This is a genomic window from Pseudomonas sp. NFX5, from assembly GCF_049132125.1.
GTDB classification, from domain to species: domain Bacteria; phylum Pseudomonadota; class Gammaproteobacteria; order Pseudomonadales; family Pseudomonadaceae; genus Aquipseudomonas; species Aquipseudomonas marginalis.
The window spans coordinates 116,282-137,738 of record NZ_JAFMZG010000008.1 but is presented as its reverse complement, the minus strand read 5'-3'; the positions used below and the strand labels follow the sequence as shown (position 1 = coordinate 137,738).

At 62.4% G+C, this 21,457-nt stretch carries 25 protein-coding genes and 1 riboswitch; of the genes, 11 read left to right on the top strand and 14 right to left on the bottom strand.

All coding sequences use genetic code 11. The features are described from left to right. A partial coding sequence (locus tag J1N02_RS03970; RefSeq protein ID WP_421147166.1) for a hypothetical protein occupies positions 1-217 on the bottom strand: 217 nt, incomplete at its 3' end. A 73-nt stretch (positions 218-290) separates the two neighbouring features. Between J1N02_RS03970 and J1N02_RS03965 the strand changes: the two genes are divergently transcribed. Further along, entirely contained in the window at positions 291-749 is a 459-nt protein-coding gene (locus tag J1N02_RS03965; protein ID WP_421147165.1) for an REP-associated tyrosine transposase, read from the top strand. Positions 750-880: 131 nt separating this feature from the next. After that, a complete protein-coding gene (locus J1N02_RS03960) occupies positions 881-2,620 on the top strand; it encodes an OPT family oligopeptide transporter (protein ID WP_421147164.1) in 1,740 nt (579 codons plus the stop codon). Positions 2,621-2,649: 29 nt separating this feature from the next. On the opposite strand, the gene J1N02_RS03955 is transcribed toward J1N02_RS03960, so the two are convergent. From J1N02_RS03955 to J1N02_RS03940, 4 genes are all read right to left on the bottom strand, one after another. Beyond that, positions 2,650-3,276 carry a glutathione S-transferase family protein gene (locus tag J1N02_RS03955; RefSeq protein ID WP_108573814.1) on the bottom strand — a complete coding sequence of 209 codons (627 nt, stop codon included), beginning with the start codon at positions 3,274-3,276 and terminating at the stop codon, positions 2,650-2,652. Between the two features lie 39 nt (positions 3,277-3,315). Then, the gene (locus tag J1N02_RS03950; RefSeq protein ID WP_421147163.1) at positions 3,316-3,795 is read right to left on the bottom strand and encodes a VOC family protein; all 480 of its coding nucleotides are present in this window, start codon (positions 3,793-3,795) and stop codon (positions 3,316-3,318) included. A gap of 21 nt (positions 3,796-3,816) precedes the next feature. Further along, positions 3,817-5,076: a hypothetical protein gene (locus J1N02_RS03945; protein WP_027604034.1), complete on the bottom strand. Its 1,260-nt coding sequence runs from the start codon at positions 5,074-5,076 to the stop codon at positions 3,817-3,819. 102 nt (positions 5,077-5,178) lie between these two features. Continuing rightward, positions 5,179-5,559, bottom strand: a complete 381-nt coding sequence (locus J1N02_RS03940; protein WP_092354959.1) for a cupin domain-containing protein — start codon at positions 5,557-5,559, stop codon at positions 5,179-5,181. A gap of 142 nt (positions 5,560-5,701) precedes the next feature. Between J1N02_RS03940 and J1N02_RS03935 the strand changes: the two genes are divergently transcribed. Next, positions 5,702-6,424, top strand: a complete 723-nt coding sequence (locus J1N02_RS03935) for a hypothetical protein (RefSeq protein ID WP_368964303.1) — start codon at positions 5,702-5,704, stop codon at positions 6,422-6,424. Between the two features lie 98 nt (positions 6,425-6,522). Here the strand turns inward: J1N02_RS03935 and J1N02_RS03930 are convergent, their stop codons facing one another. From J1N02_RS03930 to J1N02_RS03920, 3 genes are all read right to left on the bottom strand, one after another. Beyond that, positions 6,523-6,894 carry a hypothetical protein gene (locus J1N02_RS03930; RefSeq protein ID WP_027604037.1) on the bottom strand — a complete coding sequence of 124 codons (372 nt, stop codon included), beginning with the start codon at positions 6,892-6,894 and terminating at the stop codon, positions 6,523-6,525. 76 nt (positions 6,895-6,970) lie between these two features. Further along, positions 6,971-7,450 carry a DUF3757 domain-containing protein gene (locus J1N02_RS03925; RefSeq protein ID WP_158277077.1) on the bottom strand — a complete coding sequence of 160 codons (480 nt, stop codon included), beginning with the start codon at positions 7,448-7,450 and terminating at the stop codon, positions 6,971-6,973. A 136-nt stretch (positions 7,451-7,586) separates the two neighbouring features. Then, positions 7,587-8,534, bottom strand: coding sequence for a hypothetical protein (locus tag J1N02_RS03920; RefSeq protein ID WP_421147162.1), 948 nt, complete (start codon positions 8,532-8,534; stop codon positions 7,587-7,589). 192 nt (positions 8,535-8,726) lie between these two features. Here J1N02_RS03920 and J1N02_RS03915 point away from each other — a divergent pair, with 192 nt between their 5' ends. Further along, complete coding sequence (locus tag J1N02_RS03915; RefSeq protein WP_421147161.1) at positions 8,727-9,392, top strand: hypothetical protein; 666 nt, start codon at positions 8,727-8,729, stop codon at positions 9,390-9,392. A gap of 14 nt (positions 9,393-9,406) precedes the next feature. Then, on the top strand, positions 9,407-10,093 hold the full coding sequence (locus J1N02_RS03910) for a tetratricopeptide repeat protein (protein ID WP_169897849.1): 687 nt from the start codon (positions 9,407-9,409) through the stop codon (positions 10,091-10,093). 138 nt (positions 10,094-10,231) lie between these two features. Here the strand turns inward: J1N02_RS03910 and J1N02_RS03905 are convergent, their stop codons facing one another. Continuing rightward, positions 10,232-11,383, bottom strand: a complete 1,152-nt coding sequence (locus J1N02_RS03905; protein WP_092354945.1) for a hypothetical protein — start codon at positions 11,381-11,383, stop codon at positions 10,232-10,234. 223 nt (positions 11,384-11,606) lie between these two features. On the opposite strand from J1N02_RS03905, the gene J1N02_RS03900 reads away from it, so the two are divergent. Further along, positions 11,607-11,840 (top strand): hypothetical protein, encoded by a 234-nt coding sequence (locus J1N02_RS03900; RefSeq protein WP_074847337.1) that lies wholly within the window; start codon positions 11,607-11,609, stop codon positions 11,838-11,840. A 35-nt stretch (positions 11,841-11,875) separates the two neighbouring features. Here the strand turns inward: J1N02_RS03900 and chrA are convergent, their stop codons facing one another. Next, a complete protein-coding gene (chrA, locus tag J1N02_RS03895) occupies positions 11,876-13,084 on the bottom strand; it encodes a chromate efflux transporter (RefSeq protein WP_092354942.1) in 1,209 nt (402 codons plus the stop codon). A 129-nt stretch (positions 13,085-13,213) separates the two neighbouring features. Here chrA and J1N02_RS03890 point away from each other — a divergent pair, with 129 nt between their 5' ends. The 4 genes from J1N02_RS03890 (at position 13,214) to J1N02_RS03875 (ending at position 15,969) form a co-directional block, all read left to right on the top strand. Then, a complete protein-coding gene (locus tag J1N02_RS03890) occupies positions 13,214-13,786 on the top strand; it encodes a nucleotidyltransferase family protein (RefSeq protein WP_027604042.1) in 573 nt (190 codons plus the stop codon). 68 nt (positions 13,787-13,854) lie between these two features. Then, entirely contained in the window at positions 13,855-14,295 is a 441-nt protein-coding gene (tspO, locus tag J1N02_RS03885; protein ID WP_065925072.1) for a tryptophan-rich sensory protein TspO, read from the top strand. Then, complete coding sequence (locus J1N02_RS03880) at positions 14,295-15,221, top strand: alpha/beta hydrolase fold domain-containing protein (RefSeq protein ID WP_146476668.1); 927 nt, start codon at positions 14,295-14,297, stop codon at positions 15,219-15,221. The genes tspO and J1N02_RS03880 overlap by 1 nt, the downstream gene beginning before the upstream one ends. A gap of 208 nt (positions 15,222-15,429) precedes the next feature. Next, a complete protein-coding gene (locus J1N02_RS03875) occupies positions 15,430-15,969 on the top strand; it encodes a hypothetical protein (RefSeq protein ID WP_223841618.1) in 540 nt (179 codons plus the stop codon). A 244-nt stretch (positions 15,970-16,213) separates the two neighbouring features. On the opposite strand, the gene J1N02_RS03870 is transcribed toward J1N02_RS03875, so the two are convergent. The 4 genes from J1N02_RS03870 to J1N02_RS03855 all read right to left on the bottom strand — a co-directional run bounded on the left by J1N02_RS03870 (position 16,214) and on the right by J1N02_RS03855 (position 20,260). Beyond that, on the bottom strand, positions 16,214-16,978 hold the full coding sequence (locus J1N02_RS03870; RefSeq protein WP_092354939.1) for an ABC transporter ATP-binding protein: 765 nt from the start codon (positions 16,976-16,978) through the stop codon (positions 16,214-16,216). After that, entirely contained in the window at positions 16,975-17,979 is a 1,005-nt protein-coding gene (locus tag J1N02_RS03865) for a FecCD family ABC transporter permease (protein ID WP_027604049.1), read from the bottom strand. The genes J1N02_RS03870 and J1N02_RS03865 overlap by 4 nt, the downstream gene beginning before the upstream one ends. Beyond that, complete coding sequence (locus tag J1N02_RS03860; RefSeq protein ID WP_065940390.1) at positions 17,976-18,986, bottom strand: ABC transporter substrate-binding protein; 1,011 nt, start codon at positions 18,984-18,986, stop codon at positions 17,976-17,978. Before J1N02_RS03860 ends, J1N02_RS03865 begins: the two co-directional genes overlap by 4 nt. A 113-nt stretch (positions 18,987-19,099) precedes the next feature. Next, a riboswitch (cobalamin riboswitch) is annotated at positions 19,100-19,294 on the bottom strand. Between the two features lie 36 nt (positions 19,295-19,330). Further along, positions 19,331-20,260 carry a DNA/RNA non-specific endonuclease gene (locus J1N02_RS03855; protein WP_092354936.1) on the bottom strand — a complete coding sequence of 310 codons (930 nt, stop codon included), beginning with the start codon at positions 20,258-20,260 and terminating at the stop codon, positions 19,331-19,333. 129 nt (positions 20,261-20,389) lie between these two features. Between J1N02_RS03855 and J1N02_RS03850 the strand changes: the two genes are divergently transcribed. After that, the gene (locus J1N02_RS03850) at positions 20,390-21,451 is read left to right on the top strand and encodes a M4 family metallopeptidase (RefSeq protein ID WP_146476667.1); all 1,062 of its coding nucleotides are present in this window, start codon (positions 20,390-20,392) and stop codon (positions 21,449-21,451) included. The last annotated feature ends 6 nt before the right edge of the window (positions 21,452-21,457 follow it).

The window sequence follows — 21,457 nt, the reverse complement described above, 5'->3', positions numbered from 1 at the left end:
TGATGGGGCCGCGAAGCGGCCCCATCAAGAGCACCACGTTTTTCCAGGTAAATCCGGATAACAGCTTTTGGGGCCGCGAAGCGGCCCCATCAAGAACACTGCGTTTTTCCAGGTGAATCCGGATAACAGCTTTTGGGGCCGCTTCGCTGCCCAGCGCGGGGCAAGCCCGCTCACCACAAAAAAGCCAGGTCACTCCGGGCTGGATACATTCAGTCACCCGATGACACTGGCTCGCCAGCTACGGCGCGCTAGTGTTAATGCTTTTCAGGACGGTCCCCAGGAGCATCGGAATGCGCCCCACACCCCAATCCCATCGCCTGCGTCACGGTCGTTACTCTGAATACGGACGCAGTTACCTCATTACCATTGTCGTGCATCACCGTCAGCAGCTATTCACCGACCTTTATCTGGGTCGTCTGTTGGTGGCCGAATTCCGGCAGGTTCATGAGCTGGGATTGGTCGACTCTCTGGCCTGGGTCATCATGCCTGACCATATTCACTGGTTGTTTGAGCTGAAGCGGAAGACCTTGCCCGACGTGGTGCGGCGTATGAAGTCGCGTAGCACGCTGACCATCAACCGGCGTCGTCAAAGCAAGGAGCGTGTCTGGCAACCCGGTTATCACGATAGGGCTGTCCGTGCGGAGGATGATGTTCGCAAGATGGCTCGCTACATCATTGCCAACCCTTTGCGGGCCGGGTTGGTGGAGCAGGTAGGGGATTATTCGTTATGGGATGCTGCATGGCTCTGATTGAGTAATTGATGGCGCAGTGGTTGAAGCCCGCTCATCAAAAAACGGTGCCCGCTTGCCGCGTAGGAACCTTCAGGCCTTGAGGGGCTCACTTGTTATGTCGTCCTGTTCCCCAGCCGAAAGGAATCCGCATGCATGCCACCTCATCAACGGTCCCCCTTCATCCCCCCGTCGAACGCGAACTGAGCCTGCGCGCGGTCATCACCGGCACGTTGCTCGGTATCCTGCTGACCCCTTCGAATGTGTACGCCGGGTTGAAGATCGGCTGGTCGTTCAACATGTCGATCATTGCCCTGCTGGTGGGGTATGCGATCTGGCAGGGCCTGGCGAGGCGGTCGTCGGAGCAGCTGCCGTGGACGCTGCATGAGAGCAATATCAACCAGACCGTCGCCTCGGCCGCTGCTTCGATCATTTCCGGTGGGCTGGTGGCGCCGATCCCGGCCTATACCCTGCTGACCGGCAACCAGCTGGATGCGCTGCCGATGATCGCCTGGGTGTTCTCGGTGAGTTTCCTGGGCATCTGGATCGCCTGGTACCTGCGGCCTTCGTTGCTCAATGACAAGGCGCTGAAGTTTCCCGAAGGCATGGCCACCCTGGAAACCCTGCTGCATATCTACAACCATGGGCGCGAAGCGGCGACGCGCTTGAAGGTGCTGCTCAGTGCGGCGTTGCTGTCCGGGCTGGTGAAGTGGGTGGACACCTTTGTGTGGGCTTTCCCGCGTTGGTCGCCAACCGCCCAGCTGGAGCGCCTGACCTTCACTGCCGACCCTTCGCTGTTGCTGCTGGGGTTTGGCGGCATTATCGGCATTCGTGTCGGCCTGACCCTGCTGCTTGGCGCCTTGCTCGCCTGGGGCGGCCTGGGCCCGTGGTTGCTGGCGCAAGGCCTGGTGAGCTTGCCGGCCGGCAGCAGCGGCCCGCAATTTGCGGCGTTGGTGGAGTGGTTGCTGTGGCCGGGAGTGAGCCTGATGGTGTGCTCGACCTTGGCGTCGCTGACGATTCGTCTGTGGGCGTTATACACCTCGACCAAGTCCGCCGGCGGGCAAGCCTGGAGCGTACCCAAACCCGGGCCGGCCGCCGGTTTTGTGCTGTCGATCGTATTGGTGGTGAGCCTGCAGGCACTGTTGTTCGGCATCAACCTGTGGATGGCGTTGCTGACCATCCCCCTGACGATCTGCCTGGCGGCCGTCGCTGCCCGTGTGGTGGGCGCCACCGGTATTCCGCCGATTGGCGCCATCGGGCAGTTGTCCCAGCTGAGCTTCGGTATCGTCGCGCCGGGGCAGGTGCCGATCAACCTGATGAGCGCCAACACCGCTGGCGGCTCGGCCGGGCAGTGCACCGACCTGATGAACGACTTCAAGGTCGGCAAGGCCATTGGTGCCACGCCTCACAAGCAAGTGATCGCGCAGATCCTGGGGATTTTCATTGGCAGCATCGTCGGGGTGTTTGCGTACCTGGCGCTGATTCCTGATCCGCAATCGATGTTGCTCACCGAGGAATGGCCGGCGCCGGCGGTCGCGACCTGGAAAGCCGTGGCGCAAACCCTCACCCATGGGCTGGATTCATTGTCGGCGAGCATTCGCTGGGCGATCGGTATCGCAGGGCTGGCCGGGGTGTTGCTGGGCGTACTCGACAGCCTGTTACCCGCCCATCGCGCCCGCTACCTGCCCAGTGCTGCCGCGTTGGGGCTGGCGTTTGTGCTGCCAGCTTCGGTGTCGCTGATGATGGCCCTGGGTGCGGTGCTCACCTGGCTGGTGAGCTGCCGCTGGCCGAGCCTCACCGAGCGGTTTGCGATTACCGCAGCGGCGGGGTTGATTGCGGGAGAGAGCATCACCGGCGTGGGCGCTTCGCTGTGGCAGATGGCGGCGCCTTAGCCTCTGTCACGCAGTCGAGGGCAAGCTACTCACTTGGCAAACGCATACTCCCCACCCTGTTCCAGCGCCTGGCGATAAGCCGGGCGTGCCTGGAACCGCTGTACCCACGCCGCCAGGTGCGGGTACGCCGCCAGCTTGCCCTGGGCCTTGGCGATTTCGCCGATAAAGCTCATCTGGATGTCCGCGCCGCTCACGTCATCCCCCAGCAGATACGGCGTGTGTGCCAGCGCCTCGTTGAGGTAACCGAGGTAATTGGCCACTTCCGATTCGATCCGCGGGTGCAGCGGCGCACCGGCTTCACCCAGGCGGCCCACATACAGGTTAAGCATCAGCGGCAGCATGGCCGAGCCTTCGGCGAAGTGCAGCCATTGCACGTACTGGTCGTAGGCGGCCGTGGCCGGGTCCGGCTGCAGGCGGCCATTGCCATGGCGGCGGATCAGGTAGTCGACGATGGCGCCGGACTCGATCACCACGTTGGCGCCGTCTTCGATCACCGGGGATTTACCCAGCGCATTGATCGCCTTGAGTTCCGGCGGCGCAAGGTTGGTTTTCGGGTCGCGCTGGTAGCGCTTGATCTCGTACGGCAGGCCAAGCTCTTCCAGCAGCCACAGAATGCGCTGCGAACGTGAGTTGTTGAGGTGATGGACAATGATCATGGGAACTCCGCGGGGCATGGGGTGTGTAGGAACAGACTGCTAGGCGGGTGCAGAGTGCCCCGAATCGGCAAATGCTTCCAGGATAAAGGCCTCCAGCCAGTGTTCCTCCAGAATCTCGATAGAGAAATTCCCAAAGCGCTTGGGCAACCAGATAATCCGTCCACCGGACGGCGTTTGCAGGTTCTCCCGTGCCAGGGGCTGGCCGTTTTCATCTTCGGGTTGTACACCCGACGCGATCAATTCGTCATAGGCCTGCTCGATGTCCGGCGTCGAATAGCAGTGGCGGTAAATCATGCCTTCGCCATGGGTGTCCAACAGCGCCCTGAGGTTGCCTGCGATCGGCTGGACCAGCATGAACCGCTCTCGCCCCATCAACGCCACTGCGTAGCGCACATGCAGGCCGCCGCGTTCCCAGACGAAGGTCTTGGAGATGCGCGCGTTGAGCACCTGTGCGTAGTACGCGCAGGCGTCCTCTAGGTTTTCGACCAGTACATCGACGTGGCTGAATTTCAGTTCCATGGCATACCTCCTTTTTGCCGATTAACGCACCACCTCGAACGCCGTGTATTCATACGCCGAGCGCATTTTGCTCGAGGTCGTTGCCAGCGTCAGGGCAATGCCCAGGTCTTCGATAAACGCGCGCGAGGTCTTGTAGTCGCCTTGCTCGCACTCCAGCTTGATGGCGTCGCCGGTCAACGAGGCAAACACCTGTCGGGCCGGGAAGCGCTGGCCGACCTTGCAGCTCACAAAGGTATCGAGTGGGGTATCGGTCGGTTTGCCGGGCACGTTCGCCATGTGCAGGTTGGCGCTCAGCGTCTGGCCAGGCGTCCAACTGCTCGGAATACTCAGCTCGGCTTCGCGGGTCAGCAGCACCTGCCCGTCGCCCACGCCGTTCATCTTCGACTTCAACTGGATCAGGTCCGCCTGTACCAGGCGCTCGACATGGAAGGTGTCGCTGTAGATCTCATTCTTGTTCAGCAAGCCACCCACCGCCGTAAAGGTCACCGAGGTGGGGCTGTCGTTGCTGCCATCGCTTTTTTTCGACAGGTACGTGTAGCTCAACGTCTTGAACTTCGGCTGCAGCAGGGCCGAGTCGAGGCGCTGGAGCACGCTGGCGGGGACGGCGACGTCGTTGATGCTTGGTTCCACGATAGTGCGCGGGTAGTCCACCGGTTGGATGTCCGGCCGCGACCAGGCCAGCAGCGCCGCATCCACACCACCCTGCAACGAACAACTGATGCGCGATTGCGTGCCGTCGCTGCCCTCGGGCTCTACCAGCAGTACGCGCTCGACTTCGCGGGTGCCTGGCGCGGTGCCGGGCCGTGGCTTGATGGCCTGCCAGCGGTCGCCGACCTTGAGCTCGCTACGGATGTAGGCGCCGTCGCCTTTTTGCAGGCGAGCCGGTTGGTCGAGCAGCGGGGCAAGGCGTTGGGCAACCTCGTCGATGTTGCCTTGCACAACAAAGCCCCAGTAATAGTAGAGCCCCAGGTTGCCGAGGTCGGTGGCCTCGTCGGCGTACGACAACAGCTTCAAGCCGGCGATGGGCGGCGTGCTGACCGGCACCGCGTTAGCCTTGCGGTCCGCGCGGTTGACCACCGCGATCCACGCGAAGTCTTTGTCCTGCTTGAGCGGTGCGTAGGCCTGCCAGGCGTCGCGGTGGCTGTTCAGGCGGCTGAAGAACGTCGCGTCGCAGCGGGTGAAGGCCTTGAGCGTGTCGGTCAGCGCGGCGTCGTCGGCGTGGGCGATGGAAGGCAGCAGCGCAGAGGCGAGGAGGAGGGCGGCGGCGGTGGGCAACTTCATCGAGCGGGATGTCCGTATCGGGGGCGGGAGCTGGGCATTATCCAGAAATTACCCGCTAAAGGCTCGACTCAATGATCGAGCCCCATGAGGCGCGCGATTTTTTCAGATCCAAAGATCGTTTGTTGCAGTACGTTCGCCGCCTTCATGGCCGGTATTCAAGATGCCTCGAGGCTCAATCATCATCAGCTTCGCCTCACCCTCGGCGGCGGTCCGATGTTCCATGCCACGCGGGACCACATACAACTCGCCCGCCGCCACGTACACCGGGCCTTCCGGCAGATCGATACGCAGCGTCCCTTCGAGCACCAGGAATGCTTCGTCGGTTTCCGGGTGCGAGTGCCAGATGAACTCCCCTTCGATGCGCACCACCTTGAACTGGTAGTCGTTCATCTCAGCGACGACCCTGGGGCTCCACTGCGCGTCGATGAGCGATGCCTTTTGCGCGAGGTTTACCGGTTGTGCCGAGTGCTGTGACGTAGCCATGATCCATCCTCTGGTAGGTAAGACGGCCAGACTATCGAGGCCGCGGAGCGCCTGGCTTGTACGATCCTGCAGGTTGGTCGTCTAAAGCTCGGCCGATTTCCGGCGATAACCTGTATGAACCCGCCAATCAAGGATCGATGAAATGGCTCTTTCCGTCAGCGCTGCCTATCTCCCGCCGGCCAACACCAGTCTTACACTTTCCGAGCAGAAACTCGTGGCCCAGCCCCTGACGGACGCCGCGAAAGACGCGTTGGCCAACGCCGCCCCGGCAGCCGTCTACCATCCCAGTGGATCAGCCAGCGCCCCCTTGGAACCGCTGGAGGTGGTCGACACCTGGGTCGGTCGTACCCAGTCGCGAGACTTTCCTCGCCGCGCTGAAATCTTCAACGGGGCGTTCAGTACGCTGAAGGCTTCCTTCAAGTCATTCGAGTCAGCGCTGTCGGCCACCGCTCCCGACTTGGCCGGCAAAAAATACGGCTTCACCGTCGAAGCCGATGGCCGTCTGAAAGTGCTGGATTCGGCCAGCCAGCTCAGCCGCTCGGATACCCAGCGGCTGACGGATTTGCTCAACCGATCCCTGGGCCTGAAAAGCGCAGCCATTGCCTACCGGAATGCCGCCATCGACACGGTGGACGCCGATTCCGTCTGGTCGGGCCTGGGGTTTTACAGCCTGACTAACGAAAACTTCGCCAAGACCCTTGATCTGGCGCCTCTACTCACGGATCACGACCCGTCGGACATCAAGGGGGCCAAGGACCGGACTTTTATCCAACAACTGCAATACAAAGGCGAGCGGGCGACGCAAGCGACGGAAGCGGCGATGTATGAGCGGCGTGGAGTGCAGCGGTTCAGCACGCAGGCGTGACCTGCCTGGTGGGGTAAAAATGCAGCCGTGCAGCAACCATCGCGAAAGCCCGCAGATGCCATGCCCACTGGTACAACCGGCGCCAGGAAGACGCGCACTCACACCTTGGCCGTATGCACCTTGGCCAGGCGCACGCGCCAATCGCCGTCATGGCGCAGGCGGCATTCTTCCTCGGAGTCGAAGTGTACGCAGCGCTCCATGGGCGCGCCGCGCACGTCCGCATCGTTGAGTGCGGCGGCAGTCAGCTCTCGCATGCGTGTGTCTGCCCCGGTCGAGAGGGCGTGCTCCTTGCTGGCGCGGCTGTCGAACACCCAGATCACCCGCAGGCTTTGGGGGAAGGCGTTGTAGTCGACGGTGTGGGTCAGCCAATCGAAGCCGGGGATTTCAGTCTTGGCGGTTTCGCAGGCGTCGGTGAGGGCGGCGATGAGGCAGCGGTCGAGGCGGGCGGTTTCGCGATGGGTCAGGGGCATGGAGAGTCTGCAGGGGCCAAATGCCTGAGATTAGCAGCGTGCATGCCTTAGGGCATCAGCTTACGGCGAAGATCTATCACGGCACTTCGGTGAATATCGTGAATTGGCAACCGTCCACCGAACCAGCCCGGCAGAAGTCGTCTGCCGTCCAATTTGGGCCGACCGCGCGAGGTCGTACAGGGAAACGCTGGGACATTCTCAAAAACGCCAACTGCTCCGGCCCCTCGTAGTCACAGGCTACGAAATAATATTCGGGCTGGCCTTCGCGTTGCTGCGCAGTGCGAATAGCGGCCGATTCAAACTTCATTCCCTTGAGGTAGTGCTCTTGTGCATAGGGGTTCTCACCTTTCCATCCGCTGCCGGGTGAAAGTGCGGTGTAACTATAGCCTTTTAACTCTTTGGTCTGGTGGATGTTCCCGATACCCGGGCACATACTGCCGGCCGTGTTGGTATTGGAACTCGATGTACAGGCTGCAAGGTTGAACAGTACCGCAGGCCACAGCAAAATCATCGATGCTGCGCGGATGGACACCAGGTTCGAGCTGGAGATGTGCATGGCGAACTCCTCGGCTGAGTAGTCTTCACTCTGAACGCTGACAGCCGTGGCGGATACTGTGAATGTTGACAGGTCGGCAGATGGCGCAACCGCAGTCAAAACCATAAAAGAGCGATCTTGTGTCGTAGGGCGGCGCTCAGGGATTGGCTTTAAGTCGGCCCAGTATCGCCGTGCGCAGGCAACCCCAGGCGATCAACCCGATAATCAGCACCTCGGCGATGCCGACAAGCAGGTTGAATGAAAAAACCATCGGTTGCTCAGCCCAGTAAAAACTTGTCGACCCCGTTCGAAGCCCGCTGACCCGCAGCCGTCCGGTCAACAGCGCACGCATCAATGCGATCACGTGAGTCAACTCCAGCACCGCCAGGAACGCTCCCAGCAGGGTGAGCAGGGCGCGGGCGGGAAGGCCGAGTTTCTCGCTCGATTCGTGTGAAGAGGTGAGCTCTTTCCCCTTCGGCTTGACCCCCTTTGCCGCTCTGTCGTGGGCGGGGGCGGGCCTATAGGCGGTCGCCCTGGCCGCCGGATCGACCACCACCTCGGTGGGTACCGGCAGGTTCAGGTAGCCGGCCAGCTCACGCAGCCACCTGTCGGTGCGTTGACTGCCCGGCACTACCGGCACGTTGTCGGTGGTCAATCGCTGCTCGGTGCCATCGCGCATCACCAGCCACAGTTGGGTATAGACCGGCTCGGCCTGTGGGCGGCGGCGAAGTTCGAGGGCATGGAGGGCATTGATGCTGAACACCGACTGCACCCGTTCGCGGCCGCCGAAAAAGTTACGGGTGCGGCGCGTGCCTTCACCGCTGTGCCGCGATAACAGCAAGGTCTCGCGGGTGCCGGTGTACACCATCAGCAGCAGGCCAAGAGCAGGAATCAGCAGCAGGCCGAGCACGATCAGCAGCGAGGACAGTGGGTCCAGGTCTGCCAGTGGCGAGTGTTCAGCGCTGAACCCAAACACGACGAAGGCCAACGGCAGGATGAAGGCCATTGCGCCGGTCAGCAGCACGAATGCGCTTTGCACCCGGTTGCGCGAGTGGATGTGCAGGTCACCCTGGGCGGTGCGCTCGAAGCGATGGCCGATCAACATGCAGCTCTCCTGGTGCGCCGTTTTTAAGATTGCTCGAAAGTCTGTGACAGACGGTGCATGTCGCAGCGCAGGATAGCTTATGCCGGGCAGGGCCGGACCAGCGGCACACGGGTATTCTCCGGCAGGCCCGTATTGCTAAAGTTTCCCACTCACCCGCCGACAGCTTTTGTTCCCACTTCACGGATGATTTTAATGTTCCGCTCTCTTTTTTCCGGCGTTGCATTGCTCGCCGTCGCCTGCACTGCCCACGCCCGTGCCGTCACCACGCCCGAACAACTGCTGACCGAGTTCTCTCGTTGCGATGCGCATTTCTTCGAGAGCCTGCGCGATGCGCGCTTACCAGCAGGTACCTTGCGCCTGAGTGACTACGGTTCGGTCAAGGCACCGACCATCATGAGCCCGCTGCAGGAAGGTGGCACTTACCAACACTTCGAAACGCCCCTGATCGTTAACGGCGTGCGTATGGTCGGCTATTACAACCAGGCCCAAACCATCAAGGACGTCGGCAATTTTCTGTTCTGGGGTTTTGTAGCCGATGGCTCGCCGCAAGAGGTGGCTGCAAAGCTCAAGCCGCTGATCGTTGATAACGCCCGTTTTGTCAGTCAGGGCAAAGCCATTACCCGCGCCGAAATCCGCCGTGTCGGTGACCCGATCGGCCAATGGCGCACCGAAGGGCTGACCGGTCCCGGCGTCGCTACGCCGTTTGGTTTCGTAGACCGCGTGCTGATGGTCGACGCGGGCGACACGTCCCCGTCGCTCGTGGGACACACCACCGTGTTCTGCTCGCTGCAAGGCACCGTGACCGCGTCGCTCCTGCAGGTCTATCGCCCTGACCTCAACGCTCATCTGCTCGACTGACAAGGATGCTGATCATGAATACTCGCTGGCTCGCACTGATTGCCTGCTCCGCCTTCCTCGCCGGTTGTGCAGGGATGCAGAACCCGCAAAAAGCCAACCTTGCCCACTGCGCCAACCAGTTAAAGGCGTCCAAAGCCGAAAACTACCCCCTGGTGCTGCAGGAAGGTGATCTATGCCTGCAGAAAGCTACGCTGCCTGCCTCGCTGCATAGTTTGATTTATGCGGTGCAGGCCGACGCCTACCTCAACCTCAAGCGCTTTCCCGAAGCCTTGGCCGCCAAGGAGAAATCCATGCAACTGGTGGTCAAGCCTGAGCCGCGCGCCTACCTGGACTTGAGCGCCATGTATCGCGCCGCGGGTAACCCGAAAAAAGCCCTTGAGCTCGTGCAGTACAACCTTGACAACGGAATGGGAGAAGCAGGAAAGGGGGCCGGCTTCAATATGCCGACCTACTATCATCTGGGCCTCGCACTGACAGACCTGGGTCAGTACCGGGAGGCCGCCGAAGCATTCAGTACCGGCCTTCAGCGCCAGCCGGACTACGCCTGGGCCTATTATGCGCGCGGGATCGCGTACGACCATTTGGGCAACAGGGAAGACGCCAAGGCCGACTTCATGAAGTTCTCGCAGATCGTCGACAAGAAGTACCTGGAGCAGGAGAACAAGGCCAAGCTCGCGGAGTACAGGATTTCCATGCCGTAATTGGAACACCCGCTTAGGGGCGAATGTGCACGGGGTGGCCAGGCTCTGTTGTTCATCTGTGCTGCGAATGGTTGGGGGGCTGCTGCGCAGCCCAACGGGAGCAAGCTCCCTCGCCACAGGGGGGAGCGTTTGCCTTGGTCAGTTCGCTGCAGCTGCCGCATGCTTCTTGGCCCGTAGCGCCAGGCAGCGGTCGTATTCAGTTGTGAAGGCTTGGTTCGGTGTGTCGTTGGCGTGAGTCAAGCGCACCACTCGGATGATGCTCCGCATATCTTGGGCATCCTGGCCTTTGAGGCCCCTGGCATCCACCAGGTATTGCTCGGCTTTTTCGATGGAAAAGCCTTGGTTGTTGGCGTCGGTGGCGACTTTGTTCATGGCGGAATATTTGTAGCATTGCTGCACGTCTTCGTTGCGTTGGTTATCCCAATTCACTTGCTCGGGCGTGCGGGCGGCCAGGGCTTGTTGGCGGGCGGCTTCGTCGCGTTGGGCCTTGAGTCGTTTTTCCTCGCGGACGGCGGCTTGGTCGGCGAGGCTTTTTGCGTCGCGGGCGTCTTCGGCGGCTTGGTAGGCCTTATCTTGCTCGGCCTTGCGCGCCCATGCCTGCCGGTCGATCTCTGCGCGTCGGGCGTCTTCGCTGGTTTGTTCGGCGTTGGCCTGCACGCGATGCTGGCTGAGGCGTGCGGTGCTGGCAATGTAGGGTTGTTCTTTTTGCAGCGCTTCCAAAAACGCCTTGAACGCACCGACTTGCTGGCGTGAAGGGGCGGCCTCGCACATTTTCATCAACACACCCAGGTCCTGCGCCAGGAAGTGCTTGGACACATCGACCAATTGCGCATGCACGGCGGGGTCGTTGCGGGTGATGACCATGTCGGGAGCCATGATGCGCAGCAGGTTTGAGACCGTGGACGGGTACAGGAAGGTGCTGGCGACCGCGCAGGTCTGCACTGTGGCGTTAAAGTTTTTGTCTTGGATCTGTTCGATGGCCGAAGTGCGGTAGTTTTCGATGTTTTTCAGCTGCAGGGCGTCGGTGTCGTACAGGCTGACGGGAACGCCCATGTCCTTTTCCAGGATGTCGGCGTAGATCCGGGCAAGCCGGTGCAGGGTTTCAAAGTTGTCACCACCGACCGTGGTAGACACCAGCGTGGCGTAGCGGTACTTGCTTGCGTCGGTGAGGCTGGTTTTCAGGGTGCCGAAGTTGTTTTTATCGGAACTGTAGAGCCCGGCGCTGGCGGTGGCCGGCATGAACGCGAGCAGCAGCAGGCTGGCGGCGAGCAGTGTCTTGAATGGCGGCATTGCCTGTCCCTGGTCTTTGTTGGATGAAGTGTGCGGGGCCCGCGCGATGACGCGAGGCCGGGGTGATGCATGATAGCTAAATGACATGGTGAAGGCGTCTTGAGTTTAAAGGGGGCATCAGGCTCACCCGGAAAACAGCCCCTTGCGGCGTATAACGGTCTACCATGCCACCCCCGGCAGTGGTTCCACGCGCTACCGATCTCTCTCTTTCAAGGTATCGCCCATGTCCATCGACCAAATCAGCCTTCCCAAGGGTGTAGGCCCTCACGCCATCAAGCTGCTTGACGCCATCACCGGCGCGTCCACCCCCGAAGAACTCAACCGTGCCGGCGGTAAGGCGGAAGGTTTTGTGTTGGGACTGGAGTCCACCAAGGCTATCAAAAGCCAAATCGCCGAGTCGTTGTATGTGGCTTACGACGATGCGGCGGGTCATCGGGCGGGTGAGTTGAAAGGCTGATCATCAGCCGGAGCACGGCGCGGTGGCTGGGCGGCTCACACCGTAAGACTTAATAACCATCCCGCCGCGCCGCTTCCTACAACCACCAGCCACGGTGGCAGTTTCCACACCATCAGCGACACCAGGCCAATCAGCGCCAGGGCGACGTCCTGGGCGGTGAAGATGGCGCTGGTCCACACCGGCTGGTACAGCGCCGCCAGCAACAGGCCGACCACCGCCGCGTTCACGCCCGCCAGCGCGGCTTGGGTGCGCGGGCTGCGGCGCAGGCTTTCCCAGAAGGGCAGCGCGCCCAGCACCAGTAAAAACGACGGTGTGAAGATCGCCAGCAGGCAGAGCAGGCCACCGAGCCAGCCGTTCGGCGCTTGGGTCATCGAGGCGCCGAGGAAGGCGGCGAAGGTGAACAACGGGCCGGGCATGGCTTGGACGGCGCCGTAGCCGGCGAGGAACACATCGTTGCTCACCCAGTGGCGGGGCACGACTTCGGCTTGCAGCAAGGGCAGCACCACGTGGCCGCCGCCGAATACCAGCGCGCCGGTGCGGTAGAAGGCGTCGGTCACGGCCAGGGTTGGGGTGGGCAGCCACTGGGCGAGAATCGGCAGACTGGCCAGCAACAGCCCAAACAGCGACAGCCATAGCGCCCCGGCGCGACGGCTGATGGTCACGGGCAGGGCGTCGTGTGCGGTGGGCGGTGCGGGCTTGAACAGCAGCAGGCCGGCCATGCCCGCGATGAGGATCACGCCGACCTGGCCCCACGCCGATGTTTGCAGCAGGGCCACGCAAGCGGCGAGCAGCATCACGGCCACGCGCGGGGCGTTGGTGCACAGGTTGCGCGCCATGCCCCACACGGCCTGGGCGACCACGGCGACGGCCACCACTTTAAGGCCATGCAACGCGCCGGGAGGGATGGCGGTGCTGTGCCGGGTGATGCCCAAGGCCAACAGGATCAGCACCACGGCGGACGGCAAGGTAAACCCGAGCCACGCCGCCAATGCGCCGCCGTACCCCGCGCGCGACAGGCCGAGGGCGATGCCGACCTGGCTGCTGGCGGGGCCGGGCAGGAATTGGCACAGCGCGACCAAATCCGCGTAACTGCGCTCGCTCAGCCAGCGTCGCCGGGTCACGAACGCGTCCCGGAAATAACCCAGGTGCGCAATCGGGCCGCCAAAGGAGGTAAGGCCCAGGCGCAGGAAAATCAGGAACACTGACCAGGGGCTTTCGCGTCGATCTGCAGGGGAGTCAGCCAAGGCGGGCGGTCTCGGTGAGGGCAGGGCATCGCGGCACCTTAGCGAATTTTGATGACGTGAAGAAGCGGCGCCAGCGCTCAATGTTGTACCGTTGCTTCCCAGGACCGTACCGATGATGAAGGAGCCTCCATGACATTGACCGTCGACACCCTGCTCGAACTGGCCATGGCCAACCCCATCAACGCCGAAATCACTGCGCGCCTGCCTGACCTTGGTGTGGACCAGTGCATGCTCACGGCGGGCTGTCTGTTCCAGGCGGTGTGGAATCATCAGGCGAATCTGCCGGCTGATCAGGGCGTGAAGGATTACGACGTTTTTTACTTCGACACCGACCTGTCCTACGAGGCGGAGGATGCGGTAATTCGTGCGGCGGATGAGCTGTTCAAAGACCTTGGCGTGAATGTCGAGGTCAAGAACCAGGCGCGGGTGCACCTTTGGTACGCTCAGCGCTTTGGTCGGCCTTACCCGCAGTTGCAGTCGGCGCGCGACGGGGTCGACCGTTATCTGGTGGCCGGTACGTGCATCGGCTTGGAGATTGCCACGGGCCAGGTGTATGCGCCGTATGGGTTGGAGGATGTGGAACTGGGGATTTTGCGGATTAATCCACTGCATCCGGAGCAGGCGTTGTTTGAGCAGAAGGCGCGCAGTTATCAGGCGCGGTGGCCCTGGCTGAGGATTGTCGGGTTGGAGATACCGGAATGAATTGGCGCTGAACTTTTAGGTAGGTGTCGCACGTCCAAGCTTCAAATCACTCCCGCCAAGGACAGACGATGACCTTCTTTATCTTCCTGCTTGCCTGCGCCGCCGCCGCCAGTACCGGCGTCATTTTCAAACCCGGCGCCTGGTATGAATCCCTCGTCAAACCCAGCTTCACCCCACCCAATTGGCTGTTCCCGGTGGCCTGGACGATCATCTACCTGCTGCTGGCCTGGGCCGGCTATCGCTTGAGCCTGATCCCCGGCAGTCAAATGGTGCTGGCGCTGTGGGCTGCGCAAATTGCCCTGAATACCCTGTGGACACCGGTATTTTTCGGCGCGCATCGCCTGCTGGCCGGGATGGTGATCATCGTGTTGCTGTGGATCACCGTGGCGGCGATGGTGGTACTGGCCGTGCGCCTGGACCTGATCACCGGGTTGATCCTGTTCCCGTACCTGGCGTGGCTGTGCGTGGCGGCGGCGCTGAATTTCTCGATCCTGCGTAATAACCGCTGATGGCTCGCCAACCGTGGCCCGTCAGCGAGGCGGAACTGGCCCAGATGCGCCGCTTCAATCAGAAGCTCGCCTGGCTGCCGCGCTTCAAGATCCGCAATCGCGTTACGCCGCGTTTGATCCAGGCGCTGTTGCGCGTCAGTCAAACGCTCAAGCGTGCCATACCGGCTGAAAGCCGGATTGTCGACGACGTCCCGGTGCGCATCCTGCGGCCAAACGGCAAGCCCAAGGGCGTGGTGCTGGATATCCACGGCGGCGGCTGGGTGATCGGCAATGCGCAGATGGATGACGACCTCAACCTGGGCATGCTGCAGGCGTGCGACGTGGCGGTGGTGTCGGTGGATTATCGCTTGGCGGTGGATACGCCGGTCGAAGGCTTGATGGAAGACTGCCTGAACGCCGCACGTTGGCTGCTCACGGATGATGAATTTGCCGGGCTGCCGGTGATCGTCGTCGGTGAATCGGCCGGTGGGCATCTGGCGGCGGCGACATTGCTGGCGCTCAAGCAATGGCCGGAACTGCTCAAGCGCATAAGCGGCGCGGTGCTGTACTACGGCGTTTATGACCTGGCCGGTACACCGAGCGTACGCGCGGCCGGGCCTGAAACGTTGCTGCTGGACGGGCCGGGGATGGTGGAAGCGTTGCGCATGCTCACGCCGGGGCTGAGTGATGATGAGCGCCGACAGCCGCCGTTGTCGCCGTTGTATGGCGATTTTGAAGGGCTGCCCCCGGCGTTGATGTTTGTCGGGGAATTGGACCCGCTTAAGGATGACACGCTGCTGATTGCCGAGCGGTGGCCCAGTGCTGAAGCACACCTGCTGCCGGAGTCGGCCCATGGGTTTATTCATTTTCCGGTGGCGATGGCGGATGGGGTGTTGGCCTATAGCCGGCAGTGGATCACTCAGTGCATTGATGGCGAACAGGCATAACTGTATAGGCGCCTCTTTAAGGATCACCCATTCCTCTGTGGTGAGCGAGCTTGCTCGCGTTGGGCTGCGAAGCAGCCCCAAAACCAGCCAGTGCAGAGTAAGCCCGCTTCCCACAGAAAGGACCGATTCACCACAACCGCCTTATCTTTTATCAGCAGGCCGGGTACCCTCTTTTCTCCACACATTCCCCCCAAGCCAAGGAAAGCACGTGAAGATTCTCCAAGGAGCCATCGGTCTATCGGCGCTGTATCTGCTGGCAGGCTGTGGCCAGGTCACCGAAAAAACACTGACGTTCGATGTGCCCTATGGGATGTATGAAACCGTTCTGCGCCAGAACGTCACCGGAACAGGCCAGTTGACCTGCAAGGTCACTACCGACAACCAGGACCGCGGCGAAAAGTGGGTGCCGTCGGTGATTCTTGCGGCGGCCGAGGACGCTGCCGAGGACGACACCCTGTTTCTTTCCAGCTACACGCCCACCGACAGCGACCAGCGCTTGTTCCAACTGCGCACCTTCAACAAAGCCAAGCCGGTCATCGACACCTTCTTCCATCGGGCCCCCGACCAACGCGGTGTGTATACGTTGCGCCTGACCTGGCAGGCGGACGGCGCCATTGGTTATCAGGTCGCCAGCGGTGGGGCCTGGGAAGAGAGGAAGCTCGTGGACAAGCCCGGTTTTTCCGTGCGCCACGTGAGCGTACATGCCTCCGGTATGAAGGGCAGCGCTGTGTGTGAGTTGCGTGAGTGAACGCGCTGACGTTGAGGCCGGCGACGGTGACTGATCTGCCGTTCTCCCTGTGGTGAGCGGGCTTGTCCCGCGTTGGGCTGCGAAGCAGCCCCGAAACCAGTCTCTACAGAGTGTCTGATACAGCGCATTCCTCTTGACTGGGGCTGCTACGCAGCCCAACGCGGGACAAGCCCGCTCGCCACAACAGCCTATCTGCCACCGCCCCTCCCACAGTAGAGTCTCGGGTGTAGTGGACATGTCCTGTTCAGTTAGACCGCAACCGCAGTATTTGCGCCCCATCGAACGGGTCCGTCAGGTAATGCGCCTGCACTCCGAAGGTCTCCTGTAGCCGCTGTGGCGTCAGCACCTCCAGCGGCTTGCCCAGCGCGACCAGGCGCCCACGATCCAGCACGGCCAGGCGATCGCAGGTCAGCGCCTGGTTCAGGTCATGCAGGGCGATCAGCGTGGTCACCGGCAACCCTTGCACGCCTTTCAAAATCGCCAGTTGATGCTGGATATCCAGGTGGTTGGTCGGCTCGTCCAGCAACAGGATCTGCGGCCGTTGCGCCAGGGCGCGGGCGATGTGCACGCGTTGGCGCTCGCCGCCGGAGAGGCTGCGCCAGGCGCGGTGGCTCAGGTGGGTGGCGTCCACATCATGCAGGGCCTGGCGCACGATGGCGTCGTCGTCGCCGGACCACGGGCTCAGCGCCGACAGCCACGGTGTACGGCCCAGCGCCACGGCGTCGAACACGCGGATGGCGTCGTCGGTGTCGGCCTGTTGCTCTACCACCGCCAGCTGTTGGGCGATGGCGCGGCGGGACAGGTCGCCCAGGCGCTGGCCGCCCAGGCGCACGTCGCCGCTGGCCGGTGTGCGCAGGCCGGCAAGCAGTTTGAGCAGGGTGGATTTGCCGGAGCCGTTGGGCCCGACAATCCCCAGGGTTTCCCCCAGTTGCACCTCCAGGTGGATATCGCGCAGCAATTCCGCCTCACGCACCTTGAAGCCCAGGCCGGTGCAACTCAGTACGCTCATCGCGCATTCCTCCGGCCAATCAGGATCAGCGCAAACACCGGCGCGCCCACCAGCGCCGTCACCACGCCGACCGGGATCACCTGGCCTTTGATCAAGGTGCGCGACAACACATCGGCCGCAATCAAAAATAACGCGCCGCCCAGCGCACTGGCGGGCAGCAGGCGCGAATGCCCGGTGCCGAGCAGCAGGCGCACCGCGTGGGGGATCACCAGGCCGACAAAGCCGATGGAGCCGACAATCGACACCATCACCGCCGTCACCAGCGCCGCGCACCCCACCAGCACCACCTGCACGCGGCGTACCGGGATGCCCAGGGACGCGGCCGAATCCGTGCCGAAGGTGAACGCATCCAACGCGCGACGATGCCACAGGCACACCACCAGGCCGGTGACCGCCACCGGCACCGCCAGCCACACCGACGGCCAGCGCACGCCGCTGAGGTTGCCCAGCAGCCAGAACATGATGCCGCGCGCCTGTTCAGAGCTGGCGGACTTGGTGATCAGGAACGCGGTAAGTGCATTGAACAGCTGCGAGCCGGCGATGCCGGCGAGGATGATCTGCCCGGTGCCGCTGGACGAACCGCTGGCCCGCGCCAGCAGGATCACCAGGGCAAACGCCGCCATCGCGCCGACAAAGGCGCCGGCCGACAGTGAAATCAGCCCGCCGCCCACGCCCATCAGCGCCACCAGCACCGCGCCGGTCGAAGCCCCGGCGCTGATGCCCAGCAGGTACGGATCGGCCAACGGGTTGCGCAGCAACGACTGCAAAATCACCCCGCAGGTGGCCAGCCCCGCACCGCAGGCGGCGGCCACCAGGGCACGGGTGAGGCGGTAGTTCCACACCACGCCTTCATCGATGGGGTCCAGCACGTAACCGGCCGCCCACAGTTTGTTGGCGAGCACCTGCAGCACCACCTGGGGCGAGATGGCGGTTTCGCCGATGGCCACGCCGGCGAGCACGGCGATCAGCAATAGCGCCAGGGCGAGTAAGGTCCGGATCATTGCGGCAGGTCGTAGCCGTCGATGGCCGTGGCCAGGTGTTCAAGGCCGTCGAACATGCGGATGCTGGCCTGCAGCGCGAGAGCGTCGAGGATGATGATGCGGTTGTTTTTCACCGCGTCCATGTTGCGCGTGACCGGGTCGCTGCGCAGGAAGGCGAGTTTCTTTTCATGGTCGTCGGCGGGGTAGCGGCGGCGGTCCATGCGGGCGATTACCAGGAAGGTCGGGTTGGCCTTGGCGAGGGTTTCCCAGCCGACGGCGGGCCATTCTTCATCGGATTGCACCACGTTGTGCAAACCGAGGGTTTCGAGCATGAACTCCGGAATGCCCTTGTGGCCGGCCACGTAGGGGTCGCTGGCCAGTTCGGCGCTGGAGAACCACACCAGCGCGCTGGCCTGCTTGAGGCCTTTGCTCTGCACGGTGGCCACGGATTGGGCCAGGCGCGCCTGGAGCTCATCGTTCAACTGTTGGCCGCGATCCTGTACATCGAAAATCTGCGCCAGCTGGCGGATGCTCTTGTAGATCGTCTCGATACGGAACGGCTCCAGCCGCGTGCCGTCGGCGCCCACCAGGTTGTCCTTGCCTTCGCAGTCGGAGGGCAGCAGGTAGGTGGGGATCTTCAGGTCGTGAAACTGCTCGCGAGTGCCGACCACGCCTTGCGGGCCTACCACCCATTCCAGCTCGGCGGCCACCAGTTGCGGGCGCTTGGCGATCACCGCTTCGAAGCTGGGCTCGTTGTTGGCCAGGCGCTCGATGCGGTCGTTCTGCGCCTTGAACTGCGGCAACACGCTGTTGAACCACAGCGAGGTGCCTACCACGCGGTCAGCCACGCCGAGGGCATAGAGCATTTCGGTGGCGGCCTGGCCGATGGTCACGCTGCGCGCGGGCGCCTGCGGGAAAGTAAGGGTGCTGCCGCAGTTTTCCAGGGTCAGCGGGTAATGCGTGGGGGCGGCGTGGGCCAGGGCGCAGAAACCCAGGCCGCTGATCAGGGCGGTAACGCGTGGCAGCATGAGGCGATCTCCGTGTGGACCGTACGTGGAAACAGGGGAGGTACGGTTCGGAAATACGCCCTCGAACGCTGCCGAACGGGCAGGCAAGGAGGTCCTTCCCGGACACCCCGCCGGTTAGTGATTACTGGGCCGGCAGGTCTCCTGACTGATGCGTCGTCGCCACGCTCCGGCCTTCCCGGACGCGGTCCAGTGGCAGTGGGGAGCAGGCTCGGCACCTACAGTTGCGGGGGCAGTTCCGATTGACGCGGTGTACCGCGCTTCGGATTCCCTATTAGTCCCGTTCGGGAACCGGCGCGGTATGGTAGTTGATTAGGGCCAGGCGATACAGCCCGAAGGGCGCCCGGTCAGAGACGAATATCCTCGGGGCCGCGGATCAGCGCTTCAATTCGCGTGCCCGTGGCGCGCTCTTCGTTGCTGAAACCGTCGTAGTCCGCCAGGTTGGCGAAGCGGATACCGGTCAATTGTTCGATCTGGATCACGCTGCGCTGGTAGGTCCTGACCTGGCCGAACATCAGGTCGAGCTGACCCAGCTCGCGGCTTTGGTCGATCATGTAGGCGCTGGCGGAGGGCTTGCCGTCATCGCTGAGGTAGGCCACCACTTTCCAGAACGCCTTGGGGATTCTGATACCACGGTAAAGGCGGTCGTCGTCGGCGAACACCGGGCCGCTGAACACCGTTGCCCGGGCTTTCCAACGCTGCGTGTTATTGAGGATGTAGTCCTCCAGTTCCAGCCAGGTCTTCTGGTTGAACCCGCTCATCTGCGGCGAGCAGTTGGTGAAGTGGAAGGTGTCGAGGTTGGCGGTGTTTGCCGCGTCGCCCCAGTTGGGATCCTGGCGCCGTACCAGGTGGCCGCGATCCAGGCCATTGCTGGCATAGAGCTCTTCGCCCACCTGGGCGCTGATCGGCAGGCGCCCATCGTAGGCCCAGGTGTCGTTGCTGCGGACTATCTCCACATGCTGCCCGCCATCGATATTGACGCCCACGTAGAGCGCCAGTCGTCGGGAACGGGACATCGTCACCGAGAAATGCGTGTAGTCCAGGCGCAGCGGTTGGACGTCGTCCGCCAATGCCTCAGCGGCGGTGGGCCAGGGCACTGCGAAGCTGCTGAGAAAGTCCTCGGCGTAGCCCTGTCGGTCCTGTAGATCCTTGGCCGCGGTGACACGGGGCGTCGCCGCCCGGGCTTCCATCAGGGTGGGATTGGTCGCGATCAAAGGGCGCAGATCGGCGAGTCGTGGGCGGTGCGCAAGATCGATTTTGGCTTTGCGGGCTGGCATGGGTAAGTCCTCCTTGGATAAACACGACTGCAACATAGATTGATGACAATTGATGACACGGGTTAACCCTGGGGGGCTATCCTCAAACGGTTACCGGAGCTACACCATATGCCAACAGGGAGCCAGCTAATGTGTGATCGCCACCACCGCAACCCGATTTTCTGCCTGATCCCACCGTATATGCTCGACCAGATCGCGCGTCACGGTGATAAGGCCCAGCGCGACATCGCGCTGCGCACCCGCGCCAAGGACAGCACGTTCCGTTCGCTGCGCATGGTCGCAGTGCCCGCCAAGGGGCCGGCCCACATGGCCCTGGTCATGGGCGCCGGCAAACGGCGCTCGATCTACAGCGCCGAAGGCACCGACAGCCTGCCGGGCAAGCTGGTCCGCGGTGAAGGCCAGCCCGCCAGTGGCGACGCCGCCGTGGACGAAGCCTATGACGGCTTGGGTGCCACGTTCGATTTTTTCGAAGAGGTGTTCGACCGCAACTCCATCGACGATGCCGGCATAGCGCTGGATGCCACCGTGCACTTTGGCCAGAACTATAACAATGCGTTCTGGAACTCGACCCAGATGGTGTTTGGCGACGGCGATGGGCAGTTGTTCAACCGCTTCACGGTGGCCCTCGATGTGATTGGCCATGAATTGGCCCACGGCGTCACCGAGGACGAGGCCAAGTTGATGTATTTCAATCAGTCCGGCGCGCTGAACGAGTCACTCTCGGACGTGTTCGGCTCACTGATCAAGCAGTATGCGTTGAAGCAAACCGCCGAAGACGCCGATTGGCTGATCGGCAAAGGGTTGTTCACCAAGAAGATCAAAGGCGTGGCCCTGCGTTCGATGAAGGCCCCCGGCACCGCGTTCGATGACAAGCTGCTGGGCAAGGACCCCCAACCAGGGCATATGGATGATTTTGTCCAGACCTACGAGGACAATGGTGGGGTGCATATCAATTCCGGCATTCCCAACCATGCGTTCTATCAGGTGGCGACCCGGATTGGCGGGTTTGCCTGGGAGCGCGCAGGACGTATCTGGTATGACGCGCTGCGCGATGCGCGGTTGCGGCCTAACTCGGGGTTTTTACGTTTTGCGCGTATAACCTACGATATCGCCGGTCGTCTCTACGGCGCGAACAAGGATGAGCACAAGGCGGTCAAGGAGGGCTGGAAAGCGGTTGGCATTAACGTCTGACGTGAG

Excerpts from the sequence above, each read along its gene's own strand:
- J1N02_RS03870 (WP_092354939.1), bottom strand. The coding sequence starts at position 16,978 with ATGAGCGTACTGAGTTGCACCGGCCTGGGCTTCAAGGTGCGTGAGGCG.
- J1N02_RS03950 (WP_421147163.1), bottom strand. The coding sequence starts at position 3,795 with ATGGAACTGAAATTCAGCCACGTCGATGTACTGGTCGAAAACCTAGAG.
- J1N02_RS03905 (WP_092354945.1), bottom strand. The coding sequence starts at position 11,383 with ATGCCGCCATTCAAGACACTGCTCGCCGCCAGCCTGCTGCTGCTCGCG.
- J1N02_RS03865 (WP_027604049.1), bottom strand. The coding sequence starts at position 17,979 with ATGATCCGGACCTTACTCGCCCTGGCGCTATTGCTGATCGCCGTGCTC.
- J1N02_RS03965 (WP_421147165.1), top strand. The coding sequence starts at position 291 with ATGCGCCCCACACCCCAATCCCATCGCCTGCGTCACGGTCGTTACTCT.
- J1N02_RS03900 (WP_074847337.1), top strand. The coding sequence starts at position 11,607 with ATGTCCATCGACCAAATCAGCCTTCCCAAGGGTGTAGGCCCTCACGCC.
- J1N02_RS03935 (WP_368964303.1), top strand. The coding sequence starts at position 5,702 with ATGGCTCTTTCCGTCAGCGCTGCCTATCTCCCGCCGGCCAACACCAGT.
- J1N02_RS03850 (WP_146476667.1), top strand. The coding sequence starts at position 20,390 with ATGTGTGATCGCCACCACCGCAACCCGATTTTCTGCCTGATCCCACCG.
- J1N02_RS03955 (WP_108573814.1), bottom strand. The coding sequence starts at position 3,276 with ATGATCATTGTCCATCACCTCAACAACTCACGTTCGCAGCGCATTCTG.
- J1N02_RS03915 (WP_421147161.1), top strand. The coding sequence starts at position 8,727 with ATGTTCCGCTCTCTTTTTTCCGGCGTTGCATTGCTCGCCGTCGCCTGC.
- J1N02_RS03860 (WP_065940390.1), bottom strand. The coding sequence starts at position 18,986 with ATGCTGCCACGCGTTACCGCCCTGATCAGCGGCCTGGGTTTCTGCGCC.
- J1N02_RS03930 (WP_027604037.1), bottom strand. The coding sequence starts at position 6,894 with ATGCCCCTGACCCATCGCGAAACCGCCCGCCTCGACCGCTGCCTCATC.
- tspO (WP_065925072.1), top strand. The coding sequence starts at position 13,855 with ATGACCTTCTTTATCTTCCTGCTTGCCTGCGCCGCCGCCGCCAGTACC.
- J1N02_RS03880 (WP_146476668.1), top strand. The coding sequence starts at position 14,295 with ATGGCTCGCCAACCGTGGCCCGTCAGCGAGGCGGAACTGGCCCAGATG.
- J1N02_RS03920 (WP_421147162.1), bottom strand. The coding sequence starts at position 8,534 with ATGTTGATCGGCCATCGCTTCGAGCGCACCGCCCAGGGTGACCTGCAC.
- J1N02_RS03940 (WP_092354959.1), bottom strand. The coding sequence starts at position 5,559 with ATGGCTACGTCACAGCACTCGGCACAACCGGTAAACCTCGCGCAAAAG.
- J1N02_RS03960 (WP_421147164.1), top strand. The coding sequence starts at position 881 with ATGCATGCCACCTCATCAACGGTCCCCCTTCATCCCCCCGTCGAACGC.
- J1N02_RS03910 (WP_169897849.1), top strand. The coding sequence starts at position 9,407 with ATGAATACTCGCTGGCTCGCACTGATTGCCTGCTCCGCCTTCCTCGCC.
- J1N02_RS03855 (WP_092354936.1), bottom strand. The coding sequence starts at position 20,260 with ATGCCAGCCCGCAAAGCCAAAATCGATCTTGCGCACCGCCCACGACTC.
- J1N02_RS03890 (WP_027604042.1), top strand. The coding sequence starts at position 13,214 with ATGACATTGACCGTCGACACCCTGCTCGAACTGGCCATGGCCAACCCC.
- J1N02_RS03945 (WP_027604034.1), bottom strand. The coding sequence starts at position 5,076 with ATGAAGTTGCCCACCGCCGCCGCCCTCCTCCTCGCCTCTGCGCTGCTG.
- J1N02_RS03925 (WP_158277077.1), bottom strand. The coding sequence starts at position 7,450 with ATGCACATCTCCAGCTCGAACCTGGTGTCCATCCGCGCAGCATCGATG.